This is a genomic window from Dactylosporangium sp. NPDC050588 (assembly GCF_040654975.1).
Lineage (GTDB): Bacteria > Actinomycetota > Actinomycetes > Mycobacteriales > Micromonosporaceae > Dactylosporangium > Dactylosporangium maewongense.
This window is the reverse complement of record NZ_JBFAJA010000119.1, coordinates 17,524-35,148: the sequence shown is the minus strand read 5'-3', so window position 1 is coordinate 35,148 and position 17,625 is coordinate 17,524. Positions and strand designations below refer to the sequence as shown.

17 protein-coding genes are annotated in these 17,625 nt (G+C 72.6%); 12 read left to right on the top strand and 5 right to left on the bottom strand.

The features are described 5' to 3' along the window. Window positions 1–141 precede the first annotated feature (141 nt). Window positions 142–930, bottom strand: a complete 789-nt coding sequence (locus AB0I21_RS51390) for a thioesterase family protein (protein ID WP_360572391.1) — start codon at window positions 928–930, stop codon at window positions 142–144. 28 nt (window positions 931–958) lie between these two features. Between AB0I21_RS51390 and AB0I21_RS51385 the strand changes: the two genes are divergently transcribed. The 6 genes from AB0I21_RS51385 to AB0I21_RS51360 all read left to right on the top strand — a co-directional run bounded on the left by AB0I21_RS51385 (window position 959) and on the right by AB0I21_RS51360 (window position 6,666). After that, window positions 959–1,924: a magnesium transporter CorA family protein gene (locus AB0I21_RS51385; RefSeq protein ID WP_360572389.1), complete on the top strand. Its 966-nt coding sequence runs from the start codon at window positions 959–961 to the stop codon at window positions 1,922–1,924. Next, a complete protein-coding gene (gene lpdA, locus AB0I21_RS51380; RefSeq protein ID WP_360572387.1) occupies window positions 1,921–3,303 on the top strand; it encodes a dihydrolipoyl dehydrogenase in 1,383 nt (460 codons plus the stop codon). Before AB0I21_RS51385 ends, lpdA begins: the two co-directional genes overlap by 4 nt. 256 nt (window positions 3,304–3,559) lie before the next feature. After that, window positions 3,560–4,954 carry a class II 3-deoxy-7-phosphoheptulonate synthase gene (locus AB0I21_RS51375; protein ID WP_344506307.1) on the top strand — a complete coding sequence of 465 codons (1,395 nt, stop codon included), beginning with the start codon at window positions 3,560–3,562 and terminating at the stop codon, window positions 4,952–4,954. Beyond that, window positions 4,947–5,978 carry a GntG family PLP-dependent aldolase gene (locus AB0I21_RS51370; protein WP_360572385.1) on the top strand — a complete coding sequence of 344 codons (1,032 nt, stop codon included), beginning with the start codon at window positions 4,947–4,949 and terminating at the stop codon, window positions 5,976–5,978. Before AB0I21_RS51375 ends, AB0I21_RS51370 begins: the two co-directional genes overlap by 8 nt. Window positions 5,979–6,139: 161 nt before the next feature. After that, window positions 6,140–6,364, top strand: a complete 225-nt coding sequence (locus AB0I21_RS51365; protein ID WP_360572383.1) for a hypothetical protein — start codon at window positions 6,140–6,142, stop codon at window positions 6,362–6,364. Window positions 6,365–6,432: 68 nt separating this feature from the next. Then, window positions 6,433–6,666 carry a hypothetical protein gene (locus AB0I21_RS51360; protein WP_360572381.1) on the top strand — a complete coding sequence of 78 codons (234 nt, stop codon included), beginning with the start codon at window positions 6,433–6,435 and terminating at the stop codon, window positions 6,664–6,666. 582 nt (window positions 6,667–7,248) lie between these two features. Here AB0I21_RS51360 and AB0I21_RS51355 read toward each other — a convergent pair. Further along, entirely contained in the window at window positions 7,249–8,109 is an 861-nt protein-coding gene (locus tag AB0I21_RS51355) for a deoxyribonuclease IV (RefSeq protein WP_360572379.1), read from the bottom strand. An 18-nt stretch (window positions 8,110–8,127) separates the two neighbouring features. Then, complete coding sequence (locus tag AB0I21_RS51350; RefSeq protein ID WP_360572377.1) at window positions 8,128–10,113, bottom strand: PASTA domain-containing protein; 1,986 nt, start codon at window positions 10,111–10,113, stop codon at window positions 8,128–8,130. Window positions 10,114–10,202: 89 nt separating this feature from the next. Between AB0I21_RS51350 and AB0I21_RS51345 the strand changes: the two genes are divergently transcribed. From AB0I21_RS51345 to AB0I21_RS51330, 4 genes are all read left to right on the top strand, one after another. Then, window positions 10,203–10,688 carry a hypothetical protein gene (locus tag AB0I21_RS51345; RefSeq protein ID WP_360572375.1) on the top strand — a complete coding sequence of 162 codons (486 nt, stop codon included), beginning with the start codon at window positions 10,203–10,205 and terminating at the stop codon, window positions 10,686–10,688. A gap of 117 nt (window positions 10,689–10,805) precedes the next feature. After that, window positions 10,806–11,153 (top strand): Rv2175c family DNA-binding protein, encoded by a 348-nt coding sequence (locus AB0I21_RS51340; protein ID WP_354903467.1) that lies wholly within the window; start codon window positions 10,806–10,808, stop codon window positions 11,151–11,153. A gap of 2 nt (window positions 11,154–11,155) precedes the next feature. Then, complete coding sequence (locus AB0I21_RS51335) at window positions 11,156–11,488, top strand: lycopene cyclase domain-containing protein (RefSeq protein WP_344506313.1); 333 nt, start codon at window positions 11,156–11,158, stop codon at window positions 11,486–11,488. After that, window positions 11,485–11,820: a lycopene cyclase domain-containing protein gene (locus AB0I21_RS51330; protein ID WP_344506314.1), complete on the top strand. Its 336-nt coding sequence runs from the start codon at window positions 11,485–11,487 to the stop codon at window positions 11,818–11,820. The genes AB0I21_RS51335 and AB0I21_RS51330 overlap by 4 nt, the downstream gene beginning before the upstream one ends. Here AB0I21_RS51330 and AB0I21_RS51325 read toward each other — a convergent pair. After that, window positions 11,756–12,820 carry a polyprenyl synthetase family protein gene (locus AB0I21_RS51325; RefSeq protein WP_360572373.1) on the bottom strand — a complete coding sequence of 355 codons (1,065 nt, stop codon included), beginning with the start codon at window positions 12,818–12,820 and terminating at the stop codon, window positions 11,756–11,758. The two genes, AB0I21_RS51330 and AB0I21_RS51325, sit on opposite strands and share 65 nt — an antisense overlap. A gap of 1,010 nt (window positions 12,821–13,830) precedes the next feature. Continuing rightward, window positions 13,831–15,270, bottom strand: a complete 1,440-nt coding sequence (locus AB0I21_RS51320) for a helix-turn-helix transcriptional regulator (protein ID WP_360572371.1) — start codon at window positions 15,268–15,270, stop codon at window positions 13,831–13,833. Between the two features lie 185 nt (window positions 15,271–15,455). Here AB0I21_RS51320 and metF point away from each other — a divergent pair, with 185 nt between their 5' ends. Continuing rightward, on the top strand, window positions 15,456–16,373 hold the full coding sequence (gene metF, locus AB0I21_RS51315) for a methylenetetrahydrofolate reductase [NAD(P)H] (RefSeq protein ID WP_344506317.1): 918 nt from the start codon (window positions 15,456–15,458) through the stop codon (window positions 16,371–16,373). Beyond that, window positions 16,354–17,043: a CDP-alcohol phosphatidyltransferase family protein gene (locus AB0I21_RS51310; protein ID WP_360572369.1), complete on the top strand. Its 690-nt coding sequence runs from the start codon at window positions 16,354–16,356 to the stop codon at window positions 17,041–17,043. Before metF ends, AB0I21_RS51310 begins: the two co-directional genes overlap by 20 nt. Window positions 17,044–17,625 lie beyond the last annotated feature (582 nt).

Here is a 17,625-nt window from a genome sequence, read left to right as displayed (position 1 = left end):
GTCGGCCGCGACGTGCCGCGGGTCGGCGGTGTCGTCGGCGAGGATCGCGATCTCGGTACCGTCCGGTGCGGGGCGCGACGTCATGGTGCCGGCGCGATGTTCACGGTGCCGGCATGACGTTCACGCGGCGGGCATTGACGTTCACGCGGCCGGCATCCGGTACGCGGCGAGCTGGGTCGCCTGCGCGACGACCCGGTCCCGCGCGTCCCAGATCTCGCAGACCTGGTCGACGAGGCTCTCGGTGAGCAGCCGGGCCCGCTGGCGGACCCGCAGCGGACCGGGGGAGGGGACCGCCCGCACGTACACGGTGAGCTCCAGCGTCGGGGTCCATCCGTGGCTGCCGAGGGTGAACGTCGCCGGCGGGAACGCGTCCGCGGCGAACAGCAGCGACACCGGGTCCCACGCCGCGCCGTCCGGCAGCCGCAGCCAGCCGCGCAGCTCGCCGGGCGGGTCACCGACCGCCTGCCAGTCGATGCGCTGCTCGAACTGGTCCAGCATGTCGATGCGCAGCCCCGTGCCCGGCGCCTCCGACGGCGTCGGGAACAGGCCCTGCTCGGCGGCGACCGGTGGCGGCTGCGCGTCGACCCAGCGCGGCTCGCCGGCCGCCGCCAGGGTGCCGAGGGTGAACAGCGCCTCGACGCACGCGCGGTCCTTCTGCCACAGCCGCGACCGGACCTGGCTCGCGGTGCGGCCGGTGCGCAGCACCTCGACGGTGACGGTGGCCGGGCCCGGGTCCGGCGGCGACAGGTACACCGCGCTCGCCGACAGCGGGTCGGGGTGCGTGCCGGCGGCCTCGACCGCGGCGCGGGCCAGGATCGCCAGGAGGTAGCCGCCGTTGGGCTTGCCGCCGACGGTCCACAGTGGATCGAGCTCGGCGTCGAAGCCGTCGCCGGCGGGCCGGACCTGCGTCGCCTCGATGAACGCTGCCACGCCTGCCTCCTTCTGGTTGGATGACGGCATGGCGCGAACGCGGCTCTACCGCAACGGTGACCTGGTGGCCGAGGATTTCCCGCTCGACGATATCTCGGAGCACCTCGCCGCCGAGGACACGGTGGTATGGCTGGATCTCGTGTCGCCGTCGCCGCAGGTGTACGAGCGGGTGCAGGAGGAGTTCGGCCTGCACCAACTGGCGATCGAGGACGCGTCGTCGCCCCGGGAACGGCCGAAGCTGAGCCACTACCACGGGCACCTGTTCCTCAGCGCGTACCAGGCGAGCTTCGAGGGCGACGGCGGCGAGCTGACGGTGTGCCCGGTGTCGGCGTTCATCACCGCCCGGGCGTTGATCACCGTGCACGGCGACGGGTTCGACATGGACGCCGCGGTACGCCGCTGGGACGCGACGTCCGAGCTGGCCCGGCACGGCGTGGCGTACCTCCTGCACGGGCTGCTCGACGTCGTCGTCGACGGGCACTTCGACGCGGTGCAGGCGCTCGACGACGCCCTGGAGGCCCTCGAGGACACGCTCTTCGAGGAGACCCCGCAGGCGGTCCGGCAGGTGCAGCAGCGCAGCTTCCGGCTCCGGCGCAGCCTCAGCCACCTGCGCAAGGTCGTGCTGCCGATGCGCGAGGTGGTCAACGGCCTGACCCGCGCCAAGCTCGTCGACGAGGAGATCGCCCCCTATTACCAGGACCTGTACGACCATGTGCTGAGGGTCACGGAGTGGACGGAGGGGCTGCGCGACTTCGTCGCGACCATCCTGGAGTCGAACCTCGCGGTCCAGGGCAACCGGATGAACAACATCATGAAGAAGGTCACCAGCTGGGCGGCCATCATCGCGGTACCCACGGCTGTTACGGGTTACTACGGGCAGAATCTGCCTTTTCCGGGATACGAGCACCACGCCGGGTTCGTGACCTCCGCCGTGCTGATCGTGGTGCTGTCCGTGGGGCTGTACGTCACCTTCAAACGCAAGGACTGGTTATGAGCGACAACTTCGATGTTGTAGTCCTCGGCGCGGGCCCCGGTGGCTACACCGCCGCCGTGCGCGCCGCGCAGCTCGGCCTGCGCACCGCGATCGTCGAGGACAAGTACTGGGGCGGCGTCTGCCTCAACGTCGGCTGCATCCCCAGCAAGGCGCTGCTGCGCAACGCGGAGCTGGCGCACATCTTCACCGCCGAGGCCAAGACGTTCGGCATCCAGGGCTCGGTGACCTTCGACTACGGTGCGGCGTTCCAGCGCAGCCGCAAGGTCGCCGACGGCCGGGTCAAGGGCGTGCACTACCTCATGAAGAAGAACGAGATCCGCCAGTACCACGGCCGCGGCGTCTTCCTCGACGACCACACCCTGCGGGTCGGCGACGACACGGTGACGTTCGCCAACGCGATCATCGCCACCGGTGCGACCACCCGGCTGCTGCCCGGCACGTCGCTGTCCGACAAGGTCGTCACGTACGAGGAGCAGATCCTGTCCGAGGAGCTGCCGTCGTCGATCATCATCGCCGGGGCCGGCGCGATCGGGGTCGAGTTCGCCTACGTGCTGCACAACTACGGGGTGAAGGTCACCATCGTCGAGTTCCTCGACCGGCTCGTCCCGCTGGAGGACGCCGAGGTGTCCGCCGAGCTGGCGAAGCGGTACAAGCGCCTCGGTATCCAGGTGCTGACCTCGACGCGGGTCTCCGCCGTCGCCGGGACCGCCGACGGTGTGAGCGTCGAGGTCGTCGGCAAGGACGGCGCCGCGCAGGTGCTCGAGGCGGACAAGCTGCTGCAGGCGATCGGCTTCCAGCCCCGCGTCGAGGGGTACGGGCTGGAGAAGACCGGCGTGGCGCTGACCGAGCGCGGGGCGATCGCCGTCGACGGGCGGCTGCGCACCAACGTGCCGCACATCTACGCCATCGGCGACGTCACCGCGAAGCTGATGCTCGCGCACGCCGCCGAGTCGATGGGCATCATCGCCGCGGAGACGATCGCCGGCGCGGAGACGATGGAGCTCGACTACGTCATGATCCCCCGCGCGACGTACTGCCAGCCGCAGATCGCCAGCTTCGGCTGGACCGAGGCGCAGGCCCGCGAGAAGGGCTTCGACGTGAAGGTCGTCAAGTTCCCGTACACCGCCAACGGCAAGGCGCACGGCCTCGGCGACGCGACCGGCTTCGTGAAGATCATCAGCGACGGCAAGTACGGCGAACTGCTCGGCGCGCACCTCATCGGGCCGGAGGTCACCGAGCTGCTGCCGGAGCTGACCCTGGCGCAGCAGTGGGACCTGACGGTGCACGAGGTCGCCCGCAACGTCCACGCCCACCCGACCCTCGGCGAGGCCGTCAAGGAAGCGATCCACGGTCTGGCCGGCCACATGATCAACATGTGACTCGCGGCGCCGGCACCGTGGGCTGCGTCTCAGTTCCCGCGGACCGGGCGCACGCGTTCCGTGCGCCCCGGCCCACGTGCTCCGTGCGCCCGGCCCACGTGTTCCGTGGTCCGGTCCGCGTGTTCCGTGGTCCGGGTCCGCGTGTTCCGTGGTCCGGGTCCGCGTGTTGCGTGGTCCGGGTCCGTGTGTTCCGTACTCCGGGACCGGGCGGGATGGCGACACCCGTCCGGGCCGAGGGGTCGGTAGGCTTTTGCGTATGCGGCAGGAGTGGCACCACTTCACATACCCCGGTCCCGAGATCTCCCGAGTGGCCGTCGCGGGCAACTCCGAGGACGACGAGTTCGGTCTCGACCACTGGCGCGCCCTGCCCCGTGCGCAGACCCCGCCGTGGCCCGACCAGGCGGCGGTTGACGAGGTCGGCCAGCTGCTGGCGTCGGTGCCGCCGATCGTCGCGCCCTACGAGGTCGACCAGCTCCGCGAGCGGCTCGCCCTCGTCGCCGACGGCAAGGCGTTCATGCTGCAGGGCGGCGACTGCGCCGAGACGTTCGCCGACAACACCGAGGCGCACGTTCTGGGCAACGCCCGCACCCTGCTGCAGATGGCGGTCGTGCTCACCTACGGCGCGTCCCTGCCCGTGATCAAGCTCGGCCGGGTCGCCGGCCAGTTCACCAAGCCGCGCTCCGCGGCCCTCGATTCGCTGGGGCTTCCGGCGTACCGCGGCGACATGATCAACTCGTTGGACCAGGACCCTGAGGCCCGCATCGCCGACCCGCAGCGGATGATCCGCGCCTACGCCAACTCGTCCAGCGCCATGAACATGCTCCGCGCGTACCTCGGCGGCGGCATGGGCGACCTGCACGCCGTCCACGACTGGAACAAGGGCTTCGTCGTCACCTCGCCCGCCGGCCAGCGCTACGAGGCGATCGCCCGCGAGATCGACCGCGCGCTGCGCTTCATGCAGGCCTGCGGCGTCAACGACGACGAGGCGCTGCGCACCGTCACCCTGTACTGCTCGCACGAGGCCCTCGCCCTGGAATACGAGCGGCCGCTCGCCCGGATCGCCGGCGGCCGGCCGTACGGGCTGTCCGGGCACTTCCTGTGGATCGGCGAGCGCACCCGCCAGATCGACGGCGCCCACGTCGACTTCATGTCGCGCATCGCCAACCCGATCGGCGTCAAGCTCGGCCCCACCACCGCCCCCGAGCAGGCCCTCGAACTGTTCGAGAAGCTCAACCCCGACAACATCCCGGGCCGGCTCACGTTCGTCGCCCGCATGGGCAGCAACAAGGTCCGCGACGCGCTCCCGCCGATCGTGGAGAAGGTCACCGCGGCCGGCTGCCGCGTCGTCTGGCAGTGCGACCCCATGCACGGCAACACCCACGAGTCGTCCAACGGGTACAAGACCCGGCACTTCGACCGCATCGTCGACGAGGTCCTCGGCTACTTCGAGGTCCACCGCGAGCTGGAGACCCACCCGGGCGGCCTGCACGTCGAGCTGACCGGCGAGGACGTCACCGAGTGCCTCGGTGGCGCCCAGGCGATCGTCGACGAGGACCTCCCCGGCCGGTATGAGACCGCCTGCGACCCGCGCCTCAACACGCAGCAGTCCCTGGAGCTGGCGTTCCTCGTCGCGGAGATGCTGCGTGGCTGATGTGTTAGCGGATCTTCGTTCGGACACCGTCACCCGGCCGACGCCTGCCATGCGTCTCGCGATGGCCGAGGCGCCGGTCGGGGACGACGTGTTCGACGAGGACCCGACGCTGCACGAGCTGCAGTCCTACGCCGCGTCCCTCTTCGGCCACGAGGCGGCCCTCTTCACGCCGTCCGGCTGCATGGCCAACCAGATCGCCCTGCAGCTCGTCGTCCCGCGCGCCGGCGAGCTGCTCTGCGACGCCGACGCGCACGTCGTCACCTACGAGATGGGCGCCGCCGCCGCGTACGGCGGCATCTCCACCCGCACGTGGCCCTTCGCCGGCGGTGCTCTCGACGTGGCCACGGTCGCCGGAATGATCCGTCCGGCCGGCGGCTACACCGTCGCCACCAGCGCGATCGCCGTCGAGCAGACCCACAACCGCGGCGGCGGCACCGTCATCCCGCTGGAGACCCTGCAGGCGCTGCGCACCGTCTGCGACGACGCCGGCCTGCTGCTGCACTGCGACGGCGCCCGCATCTGGCACGCGCACGTCGCCACCGGCGTCCCCCTGGCGACGTACGGGCAGCTCTTCGACACCCTCTCCGTCTGCCTCTCCAAGGGCCTCGGCGCGCCCGTCGGCTCCCTGGTGATCGCCTCCACCGCCCGCATCGCCGAGGCCCGCCTGATCCGCAAACGCCTCGGCGGCGGCATGCGGCAGGCCGGCATCCTCGCCGCCGGCGGCCTGTACGCCCTCCGCCACCACATCGACCGCCTCGCCGACGACCACGCCAAGGCGCGGCACCTGGCGGCGGCGCTCGCCCCGACCGGCGCCGCCGACCCCGCCCGCGTCGAGACCAACCTGGTCATGCTGGACCTGCGCGCGGCGCCGCTGGACGCGGCACAGCTGACGGCGGCGGCCGCCGAGCAGGGCGTGCTGGTGTCACCGTTCGGCCCGCGGACGGTCCGCCTCACCACCCACCTCGACCTCACCGACGACGCCGTCTCCACCGCCGCCGCGGTCCTGACGAAACTCCTGACCTGACCTTCCCCGCCCGGCCTTTCCTGATCACCGCGGGTCGCCGCCGGGTTCGAGTCCTGATCGCTGCGGGTTCGCCGCCGGGCTTGAGCTCCGAGCCGTGGGCCGGCCATCGCCGGCTCGGCGCGGTTTGCCCGGGTTTGCCGGTCGCGCTCGATGATGTCCAGGTGTGGGACCCCACGGACGAGGCCGAACGGCCGGCGCGACGGCTGCGATGGGCTGTCGCCGCCGCGGTGACGACCGCTGTCATCGCGGCGGCGACGGTGACGGCTGCGTGGATGTCCGTGTCGCCGATGCTGTCGTCGTCCACCCCCGAGTGCACTGAACACGACCGGCGGCTCACCGAACAGCTCGCGGCCGACCCGGTCCTCACCAGCCTCCGCCCGGCCTGACCCGCACGGGCGACTATCACGCGGCGCCGTGCCAGCGCGACAGCGAAGACTGGGGCATCGCGTCGACCATGATCGGCTCGGACTCGTCCCTCCCCCAGGACGCGGTGGTCGCGTACTACCGCGGTCTCCTCGAAGAGGGCGGATGGACCGTCGCGACCGACGACCTGGCCGTCCTGCTCTGCGCCGACCGCCGGTTCGACGGCCAGCGGGTCCGGTTCACGCTGCATGGATCGAGTGACTCACCACGGTACGAGCTCGAGGTCGTCTTCCGCCCCGACCGGCGCGACCTCGGCTGCACCTAGGTTCGCCGCCGTTCAGCGATGCCCAGCAGGTTTGGTGAGCACAACGCTGGGCGGTGCCGTGGTCGCGACGCCTCGGTTCTGTGCCGTGGTCGCGACGCCTCGGTTCTGTGCCGTGGTCGTGACGCCCCGGGTCTGTCCCCGAGCGGCGAGCCTCTGACCTGACCCCCGTTCCCGCTGAATCGCACGTGGCGAAACAGCACCGTCCGCGCGTGGCGAGGGAGCTTGCCGGCCGGCAGGTTCGCGCGCTTGCGGGCACGCGATCTTGCCGTCTGCGGTCCAGCACACATGCAGCACCACCCGCCGGCGCCCACCGAGCCCGCCACCCCGCCCGGACGCGCTCCTGCCGGACGCGCCTGCCGCCGAGGCGGGTTCCGTGTGCGCGGGCGCGTGCGGGAGGCGGGTTGGGCGGCTTCGGTCCTGCGGGCCACAGCGGCGACTCGCATGACAGGCACGGCGCCGGATAGCGGACCTGGTCGGCGGTGCGTGCCGGTCTATTGCACCCTACATCACGCCTACTAATTGACCTTCAAACGCGGAGTCGTGCGATTGCCCTCCGTAATTTTACCTGCTGTAGCGGCAGGGTCAGAAGGCGGCGCGGAGCAGGGCGATGTCGGCGGCGTGGTCGGCGGACAGGTCGCCGCTGGGGGTTTCGACGATGAGGGGGACGCCGGCCGCGGCCGGGTGGCGGACCAGCTCCGCGAACGCCGCCGGGCCGATCGTGCCCTTGCCCAGTGACTCGTGGCGGTCGCGGGTGGAGCCGCAGGCGTCTTTGGAGTCGTTGGCGTGGATCAGGCGCAGCCGGCCCGGGCCGGCCGCCTTGACCAGGGTGTCGAGCGTGGCGGTCATGCCGCCCGGGGAGGCCAGGTCGTGGCCTGCGGCCCAGGCGTGGCAGGTGTCGAAGCAGACGCCGAGCTGCGGGTGGTGGTCCACGGCGGTCAGGTACGCCTCCAGGTGCTCGACCCTGGACGCCAGCGACCGGCCCCCTCCGGCGCTCGGCTCGACCAGCAGCGGCGGCCAGCCCTCCAGGACGGCGCGGTCGAGGAGTGGCCGGAGCACCTCTCGTACGACATCCAAAGCCTTCTCCGCGTGGACGGCGTCGACGGCCGACCCGGCGTGGAACACCACGCCCCGCGCGCCGATCGCCTTGCCGCGGCGCAGGGCGTGCTCGAGGGTGGCGACGGAGCGCTCGACGGTCGCCTCGGTCGGGGAGCCGAGGTTGACCAGCAGCGCGGCGTGGATGTATGCGGACACGCCCCGGTCGCCGCAGCCGGCGAGGAACGCCGCGTCCTGGGCCGGGTCGCCCTCGGCGAGTGCCCAGCCGCGCGGGTTGGACACGTAGATCTGCACGGCGGTCGCGCCGGTCTGCTCGATGTAGCGCTGCGACGCCTTGGCCAGGCCACCGGCGACGAGCGCGTGCCCGCCGACCGGTGTCTCAGCCGTCACCTGTACCGAGGACGCCACTTAGAAGTACGCGAGCAGGCGGATGCGTGTGCCCGGCGGCACCTGCGTGCCGGGCTGCGGGTCCATCTGCCGGACCGTGCCGAAGCCCTGCACGTCGACGGCGAGCCCCATCGACTCCAGCTGCTGGCGGGCCTGGTCGAGCTGCTGGCCGCGGACCTCGGGCACCGTGACGAGCGCCGGGCCCTTGGAGATCTGCAGGTCGATGACCATGCCGTCGGTGACGCTGTTGCCGTCGCCGATGCTCTGCGAGACGACCTCGTCCTTGGGCTTGTCGCTGTCGACCGGCTCGATCTTGCCGATGGCGATCTTCACCTTGGTGAGGGCCTGCTTGGCATCCTCGACGTTCTTGCCGATGACGAGCGGCACCTTCACCGGGTTGGGGCCCTTGCTGACGAAGATCTTGATCGTCTGGCCGGGCTTGACCTCGGTGCCGATCTTCGGCTCGGTCTCGACCACGTAGCCGGCGGGGACCGCGTCGTCGTACTTCTCGGCGCGGGTCGCCTGCAGCCCGGTCGCCTGGATGTCGACGAGGGCGAGGTCGTACTCCTTGCCGGCGATGTCGGGCACCTTGTGGATCTCGGGGCCGAGCGACAGCGTGAGCGTGATCGTGCCGCCGTCCAGGATCCGCGCGTGCGCGGCCGGGTCCTGGGCGAGGACCTTGTCCTTGGCGATCTTCGCGTCGAACCTCGGCGGGCCGAACTTCACCTTGAACCCGGCGGCCCTGGCCTGCTGGCCGGCCATGTCGCTGGACATCGTCGTCAGGTCGGGCGCGTCCGTGTAACGGCCGACGCCGATCCAGTACCCGCCGATCGCCACCAGCAGGCCCAGCGTCAGCATCGAGGCGATCACCGCGAGACGGGTCCGCGGGTTGGCGTTGATCTGGGCGAGCAGCTCCGCCAGCCGGGCGGCGGGCCCGACCGGCTCGGGCTCGGCGGCGCGGCGCCGGCGGGCGGGCGGCTGCGCGGGGGAAGGGCTGGGCAACTTCGCCCACGACGGCCGGGCCGGCTCCATCGCGCCGGTGCGGTACACGTTCTGCGTCTGCGGCACCGACTCGACCTGCGGCACGATCACCGTCGGCTGCGCGAGCGGGCGCGACCGGGTGGCGATCTCCATGCCGATGCTCTCGCGGACGGCCTGCACCTCGGCGAGCATCGCGCCCGCGTCGGTGGGGCGGGCGCCGGGGTCGCGGCGGGTCGCGCGGGTCACCAGGTCGTCGATGGCCGGCGGGAGCCCCGGCACGTACCGCGAGGGGAACGGCACGTCGCGGTCGACGTGCTGCCACGCGACCTCGACCGGACGGTCCGCCTCGTAGGGCACCCGGCCGGTCAGCATCTCGAAGAGCACGATGCCGGCGGAGTACACGTCGGTGCGCGGGTCGGCGTGCCCGTCGGTGACGAGCTCCGGCGCGACGTAGGCGACGGTGGCCATGAGATGCGAGCCGGTCTCGTCGGCGCTGGCCTCGACCGCGCGGGCCAGGCCGAAGTCGGCGACCTTGACGACGCCGTCGATGATGTTGTGCGAGTCGCCGGGGGCCTCCGCGACCAGCACGTTCTCCGGCTTGACGTCGCGGTGGACGAGACCGGCGCGGTGCGCGGCGGCGATCGCGGCGAGCATCTGCTCCATGATCGCGAGGGCCTCCTGCGGCTGCAGGCGGCGGCGCTCGGCGAGCACCTCGCGCAGCGTGTGGCCCCGCACGAACTCCATGACCAGATACGGCAGCCCGTGGTGGGTGCCCTGGTCGTACACCGCGACGACGTTGGGATGGGTGAGCCGCGCGATCGTCTTCGCCTCGTCGGTGAACCGGTTGACGAACTTCGGATCGTGCGACTGTCCAGGGTGGATGATCTTCAGGGCGACGGTGCGCTCTAACCGCTCGTCGAGTGCGGTGTAGACCGTCGCCATGCCGCCCTTGGCGACACGGGAGCGAACGCGGTAGCGCCCGTCTACAAGCGCACCGAGGAGGGGATCGGCGACCGTGGTATCCATTGGCTGCGAGTGTACGGCTGGTGAACCGGATTCCTCAGCCTCCTGCCATACCACCATTGGTTTGTCCCTGTTTCGGGGTCTTTGAGGTCGTGCGAGTTGGCGACGGCGTCGATACGGACGGTGACGGACTGGCCGTCACACTCGGGCTGGGGCTCGCCGACGGCGACGGCGTGCCCTCCACCGTCTTCGTCGTCGGGACCACCGCCGGCGGCGGCACGGCGGGGATCGCCAGGACCGGCGGCGGCGCGGACCGCCGCACCTGCGCCCGCGGTGACGCCTTCTGGGTCTCCGGCGAGCCGCCGGAGGTCTCCGGGACGGTGACCGTCCGCTCCGCCGCCGCGGCCGCCACCGACGACGCCGGCGGCGGGGTGCGCAGCGCGGTCAGGCTGCCGGCGACCGCGAGGTACGTGCCGGCCGCCCCACCCGCGACGAGCAGCGCCACCCCGCTCGTCGCCGCCACCCGGCGCGGCCGCTCCCGGCGCGGGACGGCCCGGTGCCGCGGGGCGAACCCGGTGAACTCCGCCGTCTCCGCGGTCAGCAGCTGCGTCAGCTTCCGGCGGCTCACCTGCCGGTAGACGTCGTAGCGCGCGGAACGCCAGGCACCGGTGACCTCATGGTGGACCTTGAGCCAGAGCCCCACAGCCGTTCCCCTCCGTCGGTATGCGTCCCAGCGACATGGCACTGTGTTCCCTGTGACCGAACAACCAGTGGGCCCCACCGAGTGGCTGACCATGCCGGACGTCGCTGAACGCATCGGCATCCCGGTCAACCGGGTGCACCAGCTCGTCCGGGAGCGCAAGCTGCTCGCCGTCCGCCAGGACGGTGTGCTGCGCGTGCCGGCCGACTTCATCAGCGACGACGGTGTGGTGAAGCACCTGCCCGGCGTCCTCACGGTGTTGCACGACGCTGGGTACAACGACGATGAGGCGCTGCGGTGGCTGTACACGCCGGACGACACCCTGCCGGGCACACCCGCGGCCGCGCTGCGCGGTAACCGGGCCACCGAGGTCAAGCGCCGCGCGCAGGCCCTGGGCTTCTGACGGTGCTCCGCTTCACGTACCTGCTGGTGCTCGCCGGCTGTCTCTTCGGCGCGCTGTGGCTCGAGCCGCTGCTGAAGGTCGGCGTGCTCCGGCAGGTGCGGCGGCTCATCCTGACCATCGCCCCGGTCGCCGCCCTCTTCATCGGCTGGGACCTGCTCGCCATCCGCGCGGGACACTGGACGTTCGACCCGGCGCAGATGGTCGGGGTCGTGTTCCCCGGCGGGCTGCCGCTGGAGGAAGTGCTGTTCTTCCTCGTCGTGCCCGTCTGCGCGATCCTCGGCTTCGAGGCGACCCGGCAGACCCTGCTGCGGCTCTCCGCGCGGCGGCGCCCATGACGTACACCATGGCCGCCGTCACCGGAGTCGTCGCCGCCGTCCTCATCGACGTCTTCGCGATCCGGAGCCGGGTGGTGCTCGGCAAGGTGTTCTGGTGCACCTACCCGATCATCTTCGGCTTCCAGCTGCTGTCCAACGGGATCCTCACCGGCCGCGGCGTCGTCCTGTACAACCCGGCCGACATTCTGGGGCTGCGGCTCGTGTACGCCCCGGTCGAGGACCTCCTGTTCGGCTTCGCGTTGATCGTGCTGACCCTGTCGCTGTGGGTCAGACTGTCCGCTGCGTCGCCGCCTGGGCCAGACCCGTCAGGACCTCCCGCGCCTCCGCCGTGAGGTGCGCCCCGTCCAACGCTCCCAGCGCCTCGGCCGTCAGGTCGGCGATGCGGCGTTCGGTACGGTCCAGTGCGCCGCTCCCGACGATGACCTCCCGCAACCGCGCGACCCCCGCGGTGTCGAGCTCCGGGTCGCCGAGCAGCTTCCACGCGTCGTCGGCACCGCCGTCCTCCATGGCGGCGGCGACCAGGTACGTGCGCTTGCCCTCGCGCAGGTCGTCGCCGGCCGGCTTGCCCGTCACGACCGGGTCGCCGAACACACCCAGCACGTCGTCGCGCAGCTGGAACGCCTCGCCGAGCGGCAGGCCGTACCCCTCGTACGCCTTGTTCAGCTCCTCCGGCGCCCCGGCGATCGCCGCCCCCAGCAGCAGCGGCCGCTCGATCGTGTACTTCGCCGACTTGAACCGCGCCACCAGGCTCGCCCGCGCCGTCGACGTGTCCCCGGTCGCCTGCGTCTGGACGTCGAGGTACTGGCCGATCGTCACCTCGGTCCGCATCTCGTCGAACACCGGCCGCGCCCGGGCGAGCGTGTCCGCCCCGAGCCCGCTCGCGTGCAGCATCTCGTCGGACCACACCAGGCACAGGTCCCCGAGCAGGATCGCCGCCGCCGTCCCGAACCCGTCCGGATCGCCCCGCCACCCCGCCCGCGTGTGCAGTGTCGCGAACCTCCGGTGCACCGCCGGCTCCCCGCGCCGCGTCTCCGACCCGTCCATCACGTCGTCGTGGATCAGGGCACTCGCCTGCACCAGCTCCAGCGCCGCGACCGCTGCCACCACCGCGTCGTCATCGGCCCCGCCCGCGCCCCGGTACCCCCAGTACGCGAACGCCGGCCGCAGCCTCTTGCCCCCCTGCACCACGAGCGCCTCGATCGCGTCGGCAACCGGCGCGAGGGCTTCCAGCTCGATCTCCGCGAGCCTGCTCCGCCGCCGCCGCAGGAAGTCGTCGAGTGCCTGCCGCACCCGCGTGCGAAGGTCGGCCCGGTCGAGGAAGGGGTGCGTCACGGCAGAGACGCTAGCCCGAATCCGCGCGAACCGCCGCTCCGGTCCCCACCCCCGTCATCCACTCCGCCTCCCACCCCATCCACCCGACGGACCCGCTCCACCCTGCGAAACCACTCCTTCACCCACCGTGTGCCCGAACCGCACCCCACTTTCGACTTGGCTCCGACCTCGACCAGCTCCGCCCCGACCCGTCGACCTTGATCAGCTCCGCCCCGGACCCGTCGGCCTCGACCAGCCCCGCCTCGACCCGTCGGCCTCGACCAGCCCCGCCTCGACCCGTCGGCCTGCCCTGACGCGTTGGCTTCGGCCCGGTCCCCGTCTGTCCACCCTTGTCCCGTCAGGCCCGCTTCGACCAGCTCCACCCCGACCCGTCGACCTTGATCAGCCCCGCCTCGACCCGTCGGCCTGCCCTGACGCGTTGGCCTCGGCCCGGTCCGGTCCCGTCCCCGTCTGGCCCTCCCTTGTCCCATCGGGCCCGCCTCACCCTGTCCCGCCCGTTGGCCTCGCCCCGCTCCGACCCGTTGGCCTCGACCCGCCCCCCGACCCATCGGCCGGGGGCTCGCCGCGGACCGTTTCGGCCTGTTCCAGCTCGTCGCCCCTGGCTCGGTCACGGGCGACGCGGCGAATCCGGCGCGTACACAGCCCTGGTGCGTCGACGGTGCAGCGGCGCTCGGCGACACCCCGGCCTGCGGGTCCAAGGTCCAGCCGGCCACCCTTCCCTGAAGCTGATCCGCCCCACCCCACCTTGTTCACCTTGCCTTCCTCTCTGCCCGTCCATTTCGCCCCGTCCACCTCGCCCTGTTCGCGCCGCCCTGTTAGTGGCGGCCCGGTTGTGGGCGATGCGGCGGACCGGCGCGTGGACAGCCCCTGGTGCGTCGGTGTGGCCGGACCTCGACGCCCGGAGCCTTTGGGGCGAATCGCAGGCCGTCCGGCCGTGCCTTCGGCGCCCTCGCTGTTCAGTTGTCAAGGTCGGTCGGTCTCGTCGGTGTGGTCGGGACGTCTGCGAAGCTTCAGCTGGCCACCCTTCCCCGGAGCTGGTCCGGCCCGCCCGCCCGGGCCACGGCCGGCGCGGCGAACGAACCGGTGCGGGCGTGCCCCTGGCGCGCCGGTGGTGGAGCGGCGTCCGGCAGGCAGCCGGCGGCAGACTCGGCCAGCTCCGTGTACACGACCAGCGACGCGGGTCGCCGCCCCCGCCCCGCGGCGGCGTGCAGCGCGGTCTCCAGGGCCCGGAGCTGGCGCAGCACCCGGAACGAACCGGACTCGGCGCACGTGAGCAGCGTCTCGGCGGCAGCGGTGCAGGCGGCGTCGAGGTCGCCGCCGGCCAGGTGGGCGCGGGCCAGCGCCGCGCTGACCAGACCCGCGGCGCGGAATCGGACGCCCGGACACCGCAGCGCCGCACCGAGCCGGGGCAGCGCCGCCGCGGGCCGCCCCGCCGCGGTCAGGCACAGGCCGGCCAGGGCCTCCACGTGGGCGTCGTCCAGCCAGTACAGCCACGGCGGCTCGACCATGGAGCCCCGGCGGGCATGCGCCTGGTCCGCCGCCGCGAGGGCGCCGTCGCACGACCGAAGATCGCCGGCCGCCGCGGCGGCGAACGCGGCCCGCAGCGCCAGCACGGTCGCCGTCGCCGGGTCGCACGCACCCGCGACCCGCTCGGCCGCGACCGCGGCCCGGACGGCCGCCCGGGCGTCACCACGCTCCCCGGCGGCCTGCGCGACACAGCCGAGCAGGTGCCCCGCGAGGGCCCGGTCACCGCCGGCGACCGCCGCCCGCACCCCACCCCGCACAGCGCCGTCAGGGACGGGGCGCCCCGCGTCGGCCGCGACCCAGGCGTGCAGCTGCACCAGCTCGGCGGCCGCCGCCGGTGGCCCGCACCCCGCGCCGGTGGCCCGCACCGCCGACCGCAGCTCGGCGAGCACGAGCGCCACCAGCTCAGGCCCCGCGACCAGGTCGTCCATGCGCCGCAACCCGGCGATCCGCCCGCCCACGTCATCCACCTCGCTCGGGCGGGCCAGGCCCGTGCCCGGGCCGGTGCCGTGCGTCGGCAGCCCGCGCGGGACGGAGCCGGGCGGCGCGACCCGGTCCGTGGAGGCGCCGGCCGGAGCGGGGCCGGGCGGACGCGGTGCAGGCCGGATGGTCGCCGTGACGGTCGAGATCGTGGGTGCGGTCATGGTCGGCTCCCTTCGCCGGCGGGTGTGGGCCGCGGCGCGCTCCAGGTCGTCCAGCGGGGTGTCGAGCACGAGCGCGAGCCAGCACAGCCAGACCTGGCTCGGGATGCGCTCCTCCCGCTCCCACCTGGAGATCTCGTGGCGGGTCAGTGTCGGCAGCCCCGACGCGGCGCACAGCAGCCCGGCGAGCCGCACCTGCGACTTGCCCTGTGCCTGGCGCAAGCGGGTCAGCAGCGCTCCGAGCGTCTCGCCCGGATGTGCGGGCGGGTCGATCCTCTGGGACATGGGTCACGACCTCCTGGCACCAGCGACCCCCGTCCTCTCGCGGTCCAGCAGGACGCCCGGCGCGCCGCAGGCCTTCGCGATGCCCGCGGCCGTCGAACCGTCCGACGTCTTTCTACCTCAGGGGTACGACATGATTCGCCGATGCGACCTCCCGGCCGCGGCGCCGGGGGCACTACAGTCGGGGCGTGGCTTCTGGACTTCCTTCTGTGATGGGTGGCGGACCCGCGGCGATTGGTGACCTGATCGCGGCAGAGGCGCCGACGTTCTCCTTCGAGTTCTTCCCGCCGAAGACCCCCGAGGGCGAGCGCCAGCTGTGGCAGGCGATCCGGGAGCTGGAGCCCCTCCGGCCGTCGTTCGTCTCCATCACGTACGGTGCGGGCGGCACCACCAGGGACACCACCGTCGCCGTGACCGAGCGGGTGGCGACGGAGACGACGCTGCTGCCGATGGCGCACCTGACGGCGGTCAACCACTCGGTGGCCGAGCTGCGCAACGTCATCGGTCAGCTCGCCGGCGCCGGCATCCGCAACTTCCTGCTCGTGCGCGGCGACCCGCCCGGCGACCCGATGGGCGAGTGGGTCCAGCACCCGGAGGGTGTCCTCTACGCGGAGGAGCTCGTCCGGCTCGTCCGCGAGGCGGGGGACTTCAGCGTCGGGGTGGCGGCGTTCCCGTACAAGCACCCGAGGTCGACGGACATCGAATCCGACACGGCCAACTTCGTCCGCAAGTGCCGGGCCGGCGCCGACTTCGCGATCACGCAGATGTTCTTCGACGCCGACGACTACCTGCGCCTGCGGGACCGGGTCGCGGCCGCCGGCTGCGACACCCCGATCGTCGCCGGTGTCATGCCGGTCACGGCCATCGGCACCATCGCCCGCTCGCAGCAGCTGTCCGGCGCTCCCTTCCCGCCGCATCTCGCCGCCCGGTTCGAGCAGATCGCCGACGACCCGCAGGCGGTGCGGCGCCTCGGCATCGACCTGGCCAGCGAGATGTGCCAGCGGCTCCTCGACGAGGGTGTGCCGGGGATCCACTTCATCACGCTCAACCGGTCGACGGCGACCCGGGAGGTCTGGCAGCAGCTCGGTGTCGGCGCGCGCGTCTGACGTCCGCGACTGGGACGGTTATGCCGAGCGGTGGGCGGCGGCACACGGCGGCTACGACCCGAGGTCCGCACCGCCGCTCGTGCGGGGCTGGCTGCGCATCTCGTACGAGCTGGGCGCCGCCCTCGTCCGCGCGGGTGTGCGCAGCCCGAACGCCGTCACGGTCCTGGGCCTGTTGCTGTCCGTCGCGGTGCCGCTGACCGTCATCGGCGGAGGCGGCTGGGCGTTCGCCGGTGCGGTCCTGGTGCTGCTGTCAGCGGTCGCCGACACCGTCGACGGCGTCCTGGCCGTGGTCACCGGCAGGGCGAGCCGCCTCGGCCAGGTCTACGACTCCGCCGCCGACCGGGTCGCCGAGGCCTGCTGGCTGGTGGCGCTGGTCCTCCTCGGCGGGCCGGCCTGGCTCGCGGTGGCCTGCGGCGGCGTGATGTGGCTGCACGAGTACGTCCGCGCCCGCGCCACCGTCGCCGGCATGTCCGACATCGGCACCGTCACCGTCGCGGAACGCCCGACCCGCGTCCTCGTCACGATCTTCGGCCTCCTCGCCGTCGCGGGCGCGTCCGCCCTGGGCCGCTGGGAGTCCGCGACGGCCCTCGCCGTGCTCGCGGTGATGGCCGCCCTGACTTCTGCCGGCTTTACGCAACTCGCCATCGCCGTCCGTCGCGCTCTGTCATGACCCGGTGACGGTGCCTTAAGGCCGTGACCGTGATGTATTACCATCGGTGACGACGTCGGAAGTCGATTTCGACGGCTGCTGTACGGTCGCTTGGTGAAGCGGTCAGCCCGTCGACGACTGCCTCCGGTCCTGCCCTGGGTGGCATGCAGCGAGGCGTCTACGGCTCGGCGAGTCGAACGCTGACTTGCCTGGGCGCGCCCGCCACGCGCGTGACCCGTGCAGGGACCGCCCTCGCGTGTGATCTGCGGGGGCCGGGCCAGCGCCTGTTGCTCCAGGACCAGTGCCTGCTTCAGGGGCTGGAGGGCTGCTTCATGAGGGATAGCCGGGCTGTGGTGGGCCCAGACGTCTCGGCTGGGTCGGCCCGGCGCACCGCGCCGGATCGTGCTGGTCCACGACGCGGCGTGCGCACCGACCTCGCCGGAACTGGTGAAGACCGGCCTGGCCAGGTGCTGGCCGCACGCCGCGGTTGCCCGGATGTAACCCCCCGGTGTCCGGACAACCACGGTGCGCACCCAGACGACCCCCGGACCTTGCCTCGCTTCGACCCTCGTGACAGAAGCACCGCGGGCGGGGCCGCGTAAC

Excerpts from the sequence above, each read along its gene's own strand:
- AB0I21_RS51330 (WP_344506314.1), top strand. The coding sequence starts at position 11,485 with ATGACGTACACCATGGCCGCCGTCACCGGAGTCGTCGCCGCCGTCCTC.
- AB0I21_RS51385 (WP_360572389.1), top strand. The coding sequence starts at position 959 with ATGGCGCGAACGCGGCTCTACCGCAACGGTGACCTGGTGGCCGAGGAT.
- AB0I21_RS51350 (WP_360572377.1), bottom strand. The coding sequence starts at position 10,113 with ATGGATACCACGGTCGCCGATCCCCTCCTCGGTGCGCTTGTAGACGGG.
- AB0I21_RS51320 (WP_360572371.1), bottom strand. The coding sequence starts at position 15,270 with ATGTCCCAGAGGATCGACCCGCCCGCACATCCGGGCGAGACGCTCGGA.
- AB0I21_RS51375 (WP_344506307.1), top strand. The coding sequence starts at position 3,560 with ATGCGGCAGGAGTGGCACCACTTCACATACCCCGGTCCCGAGATCTCC.
- AB0I21_RS51360 (WP_360572381.1), top strand. The coding sequence starts at position 6,433 with ATGATCGGCTCGGACTCGTCCCTCCCCCAGGACGCGGTGGTCGCGTAC.
- lpdA (WP_360572387.1), top strand. The coding sequence starts at position 1,921 with ATGAGCGACAACTTCGATGTTGTAGTCCTCGGCGCGGGCCCCGGTGGC.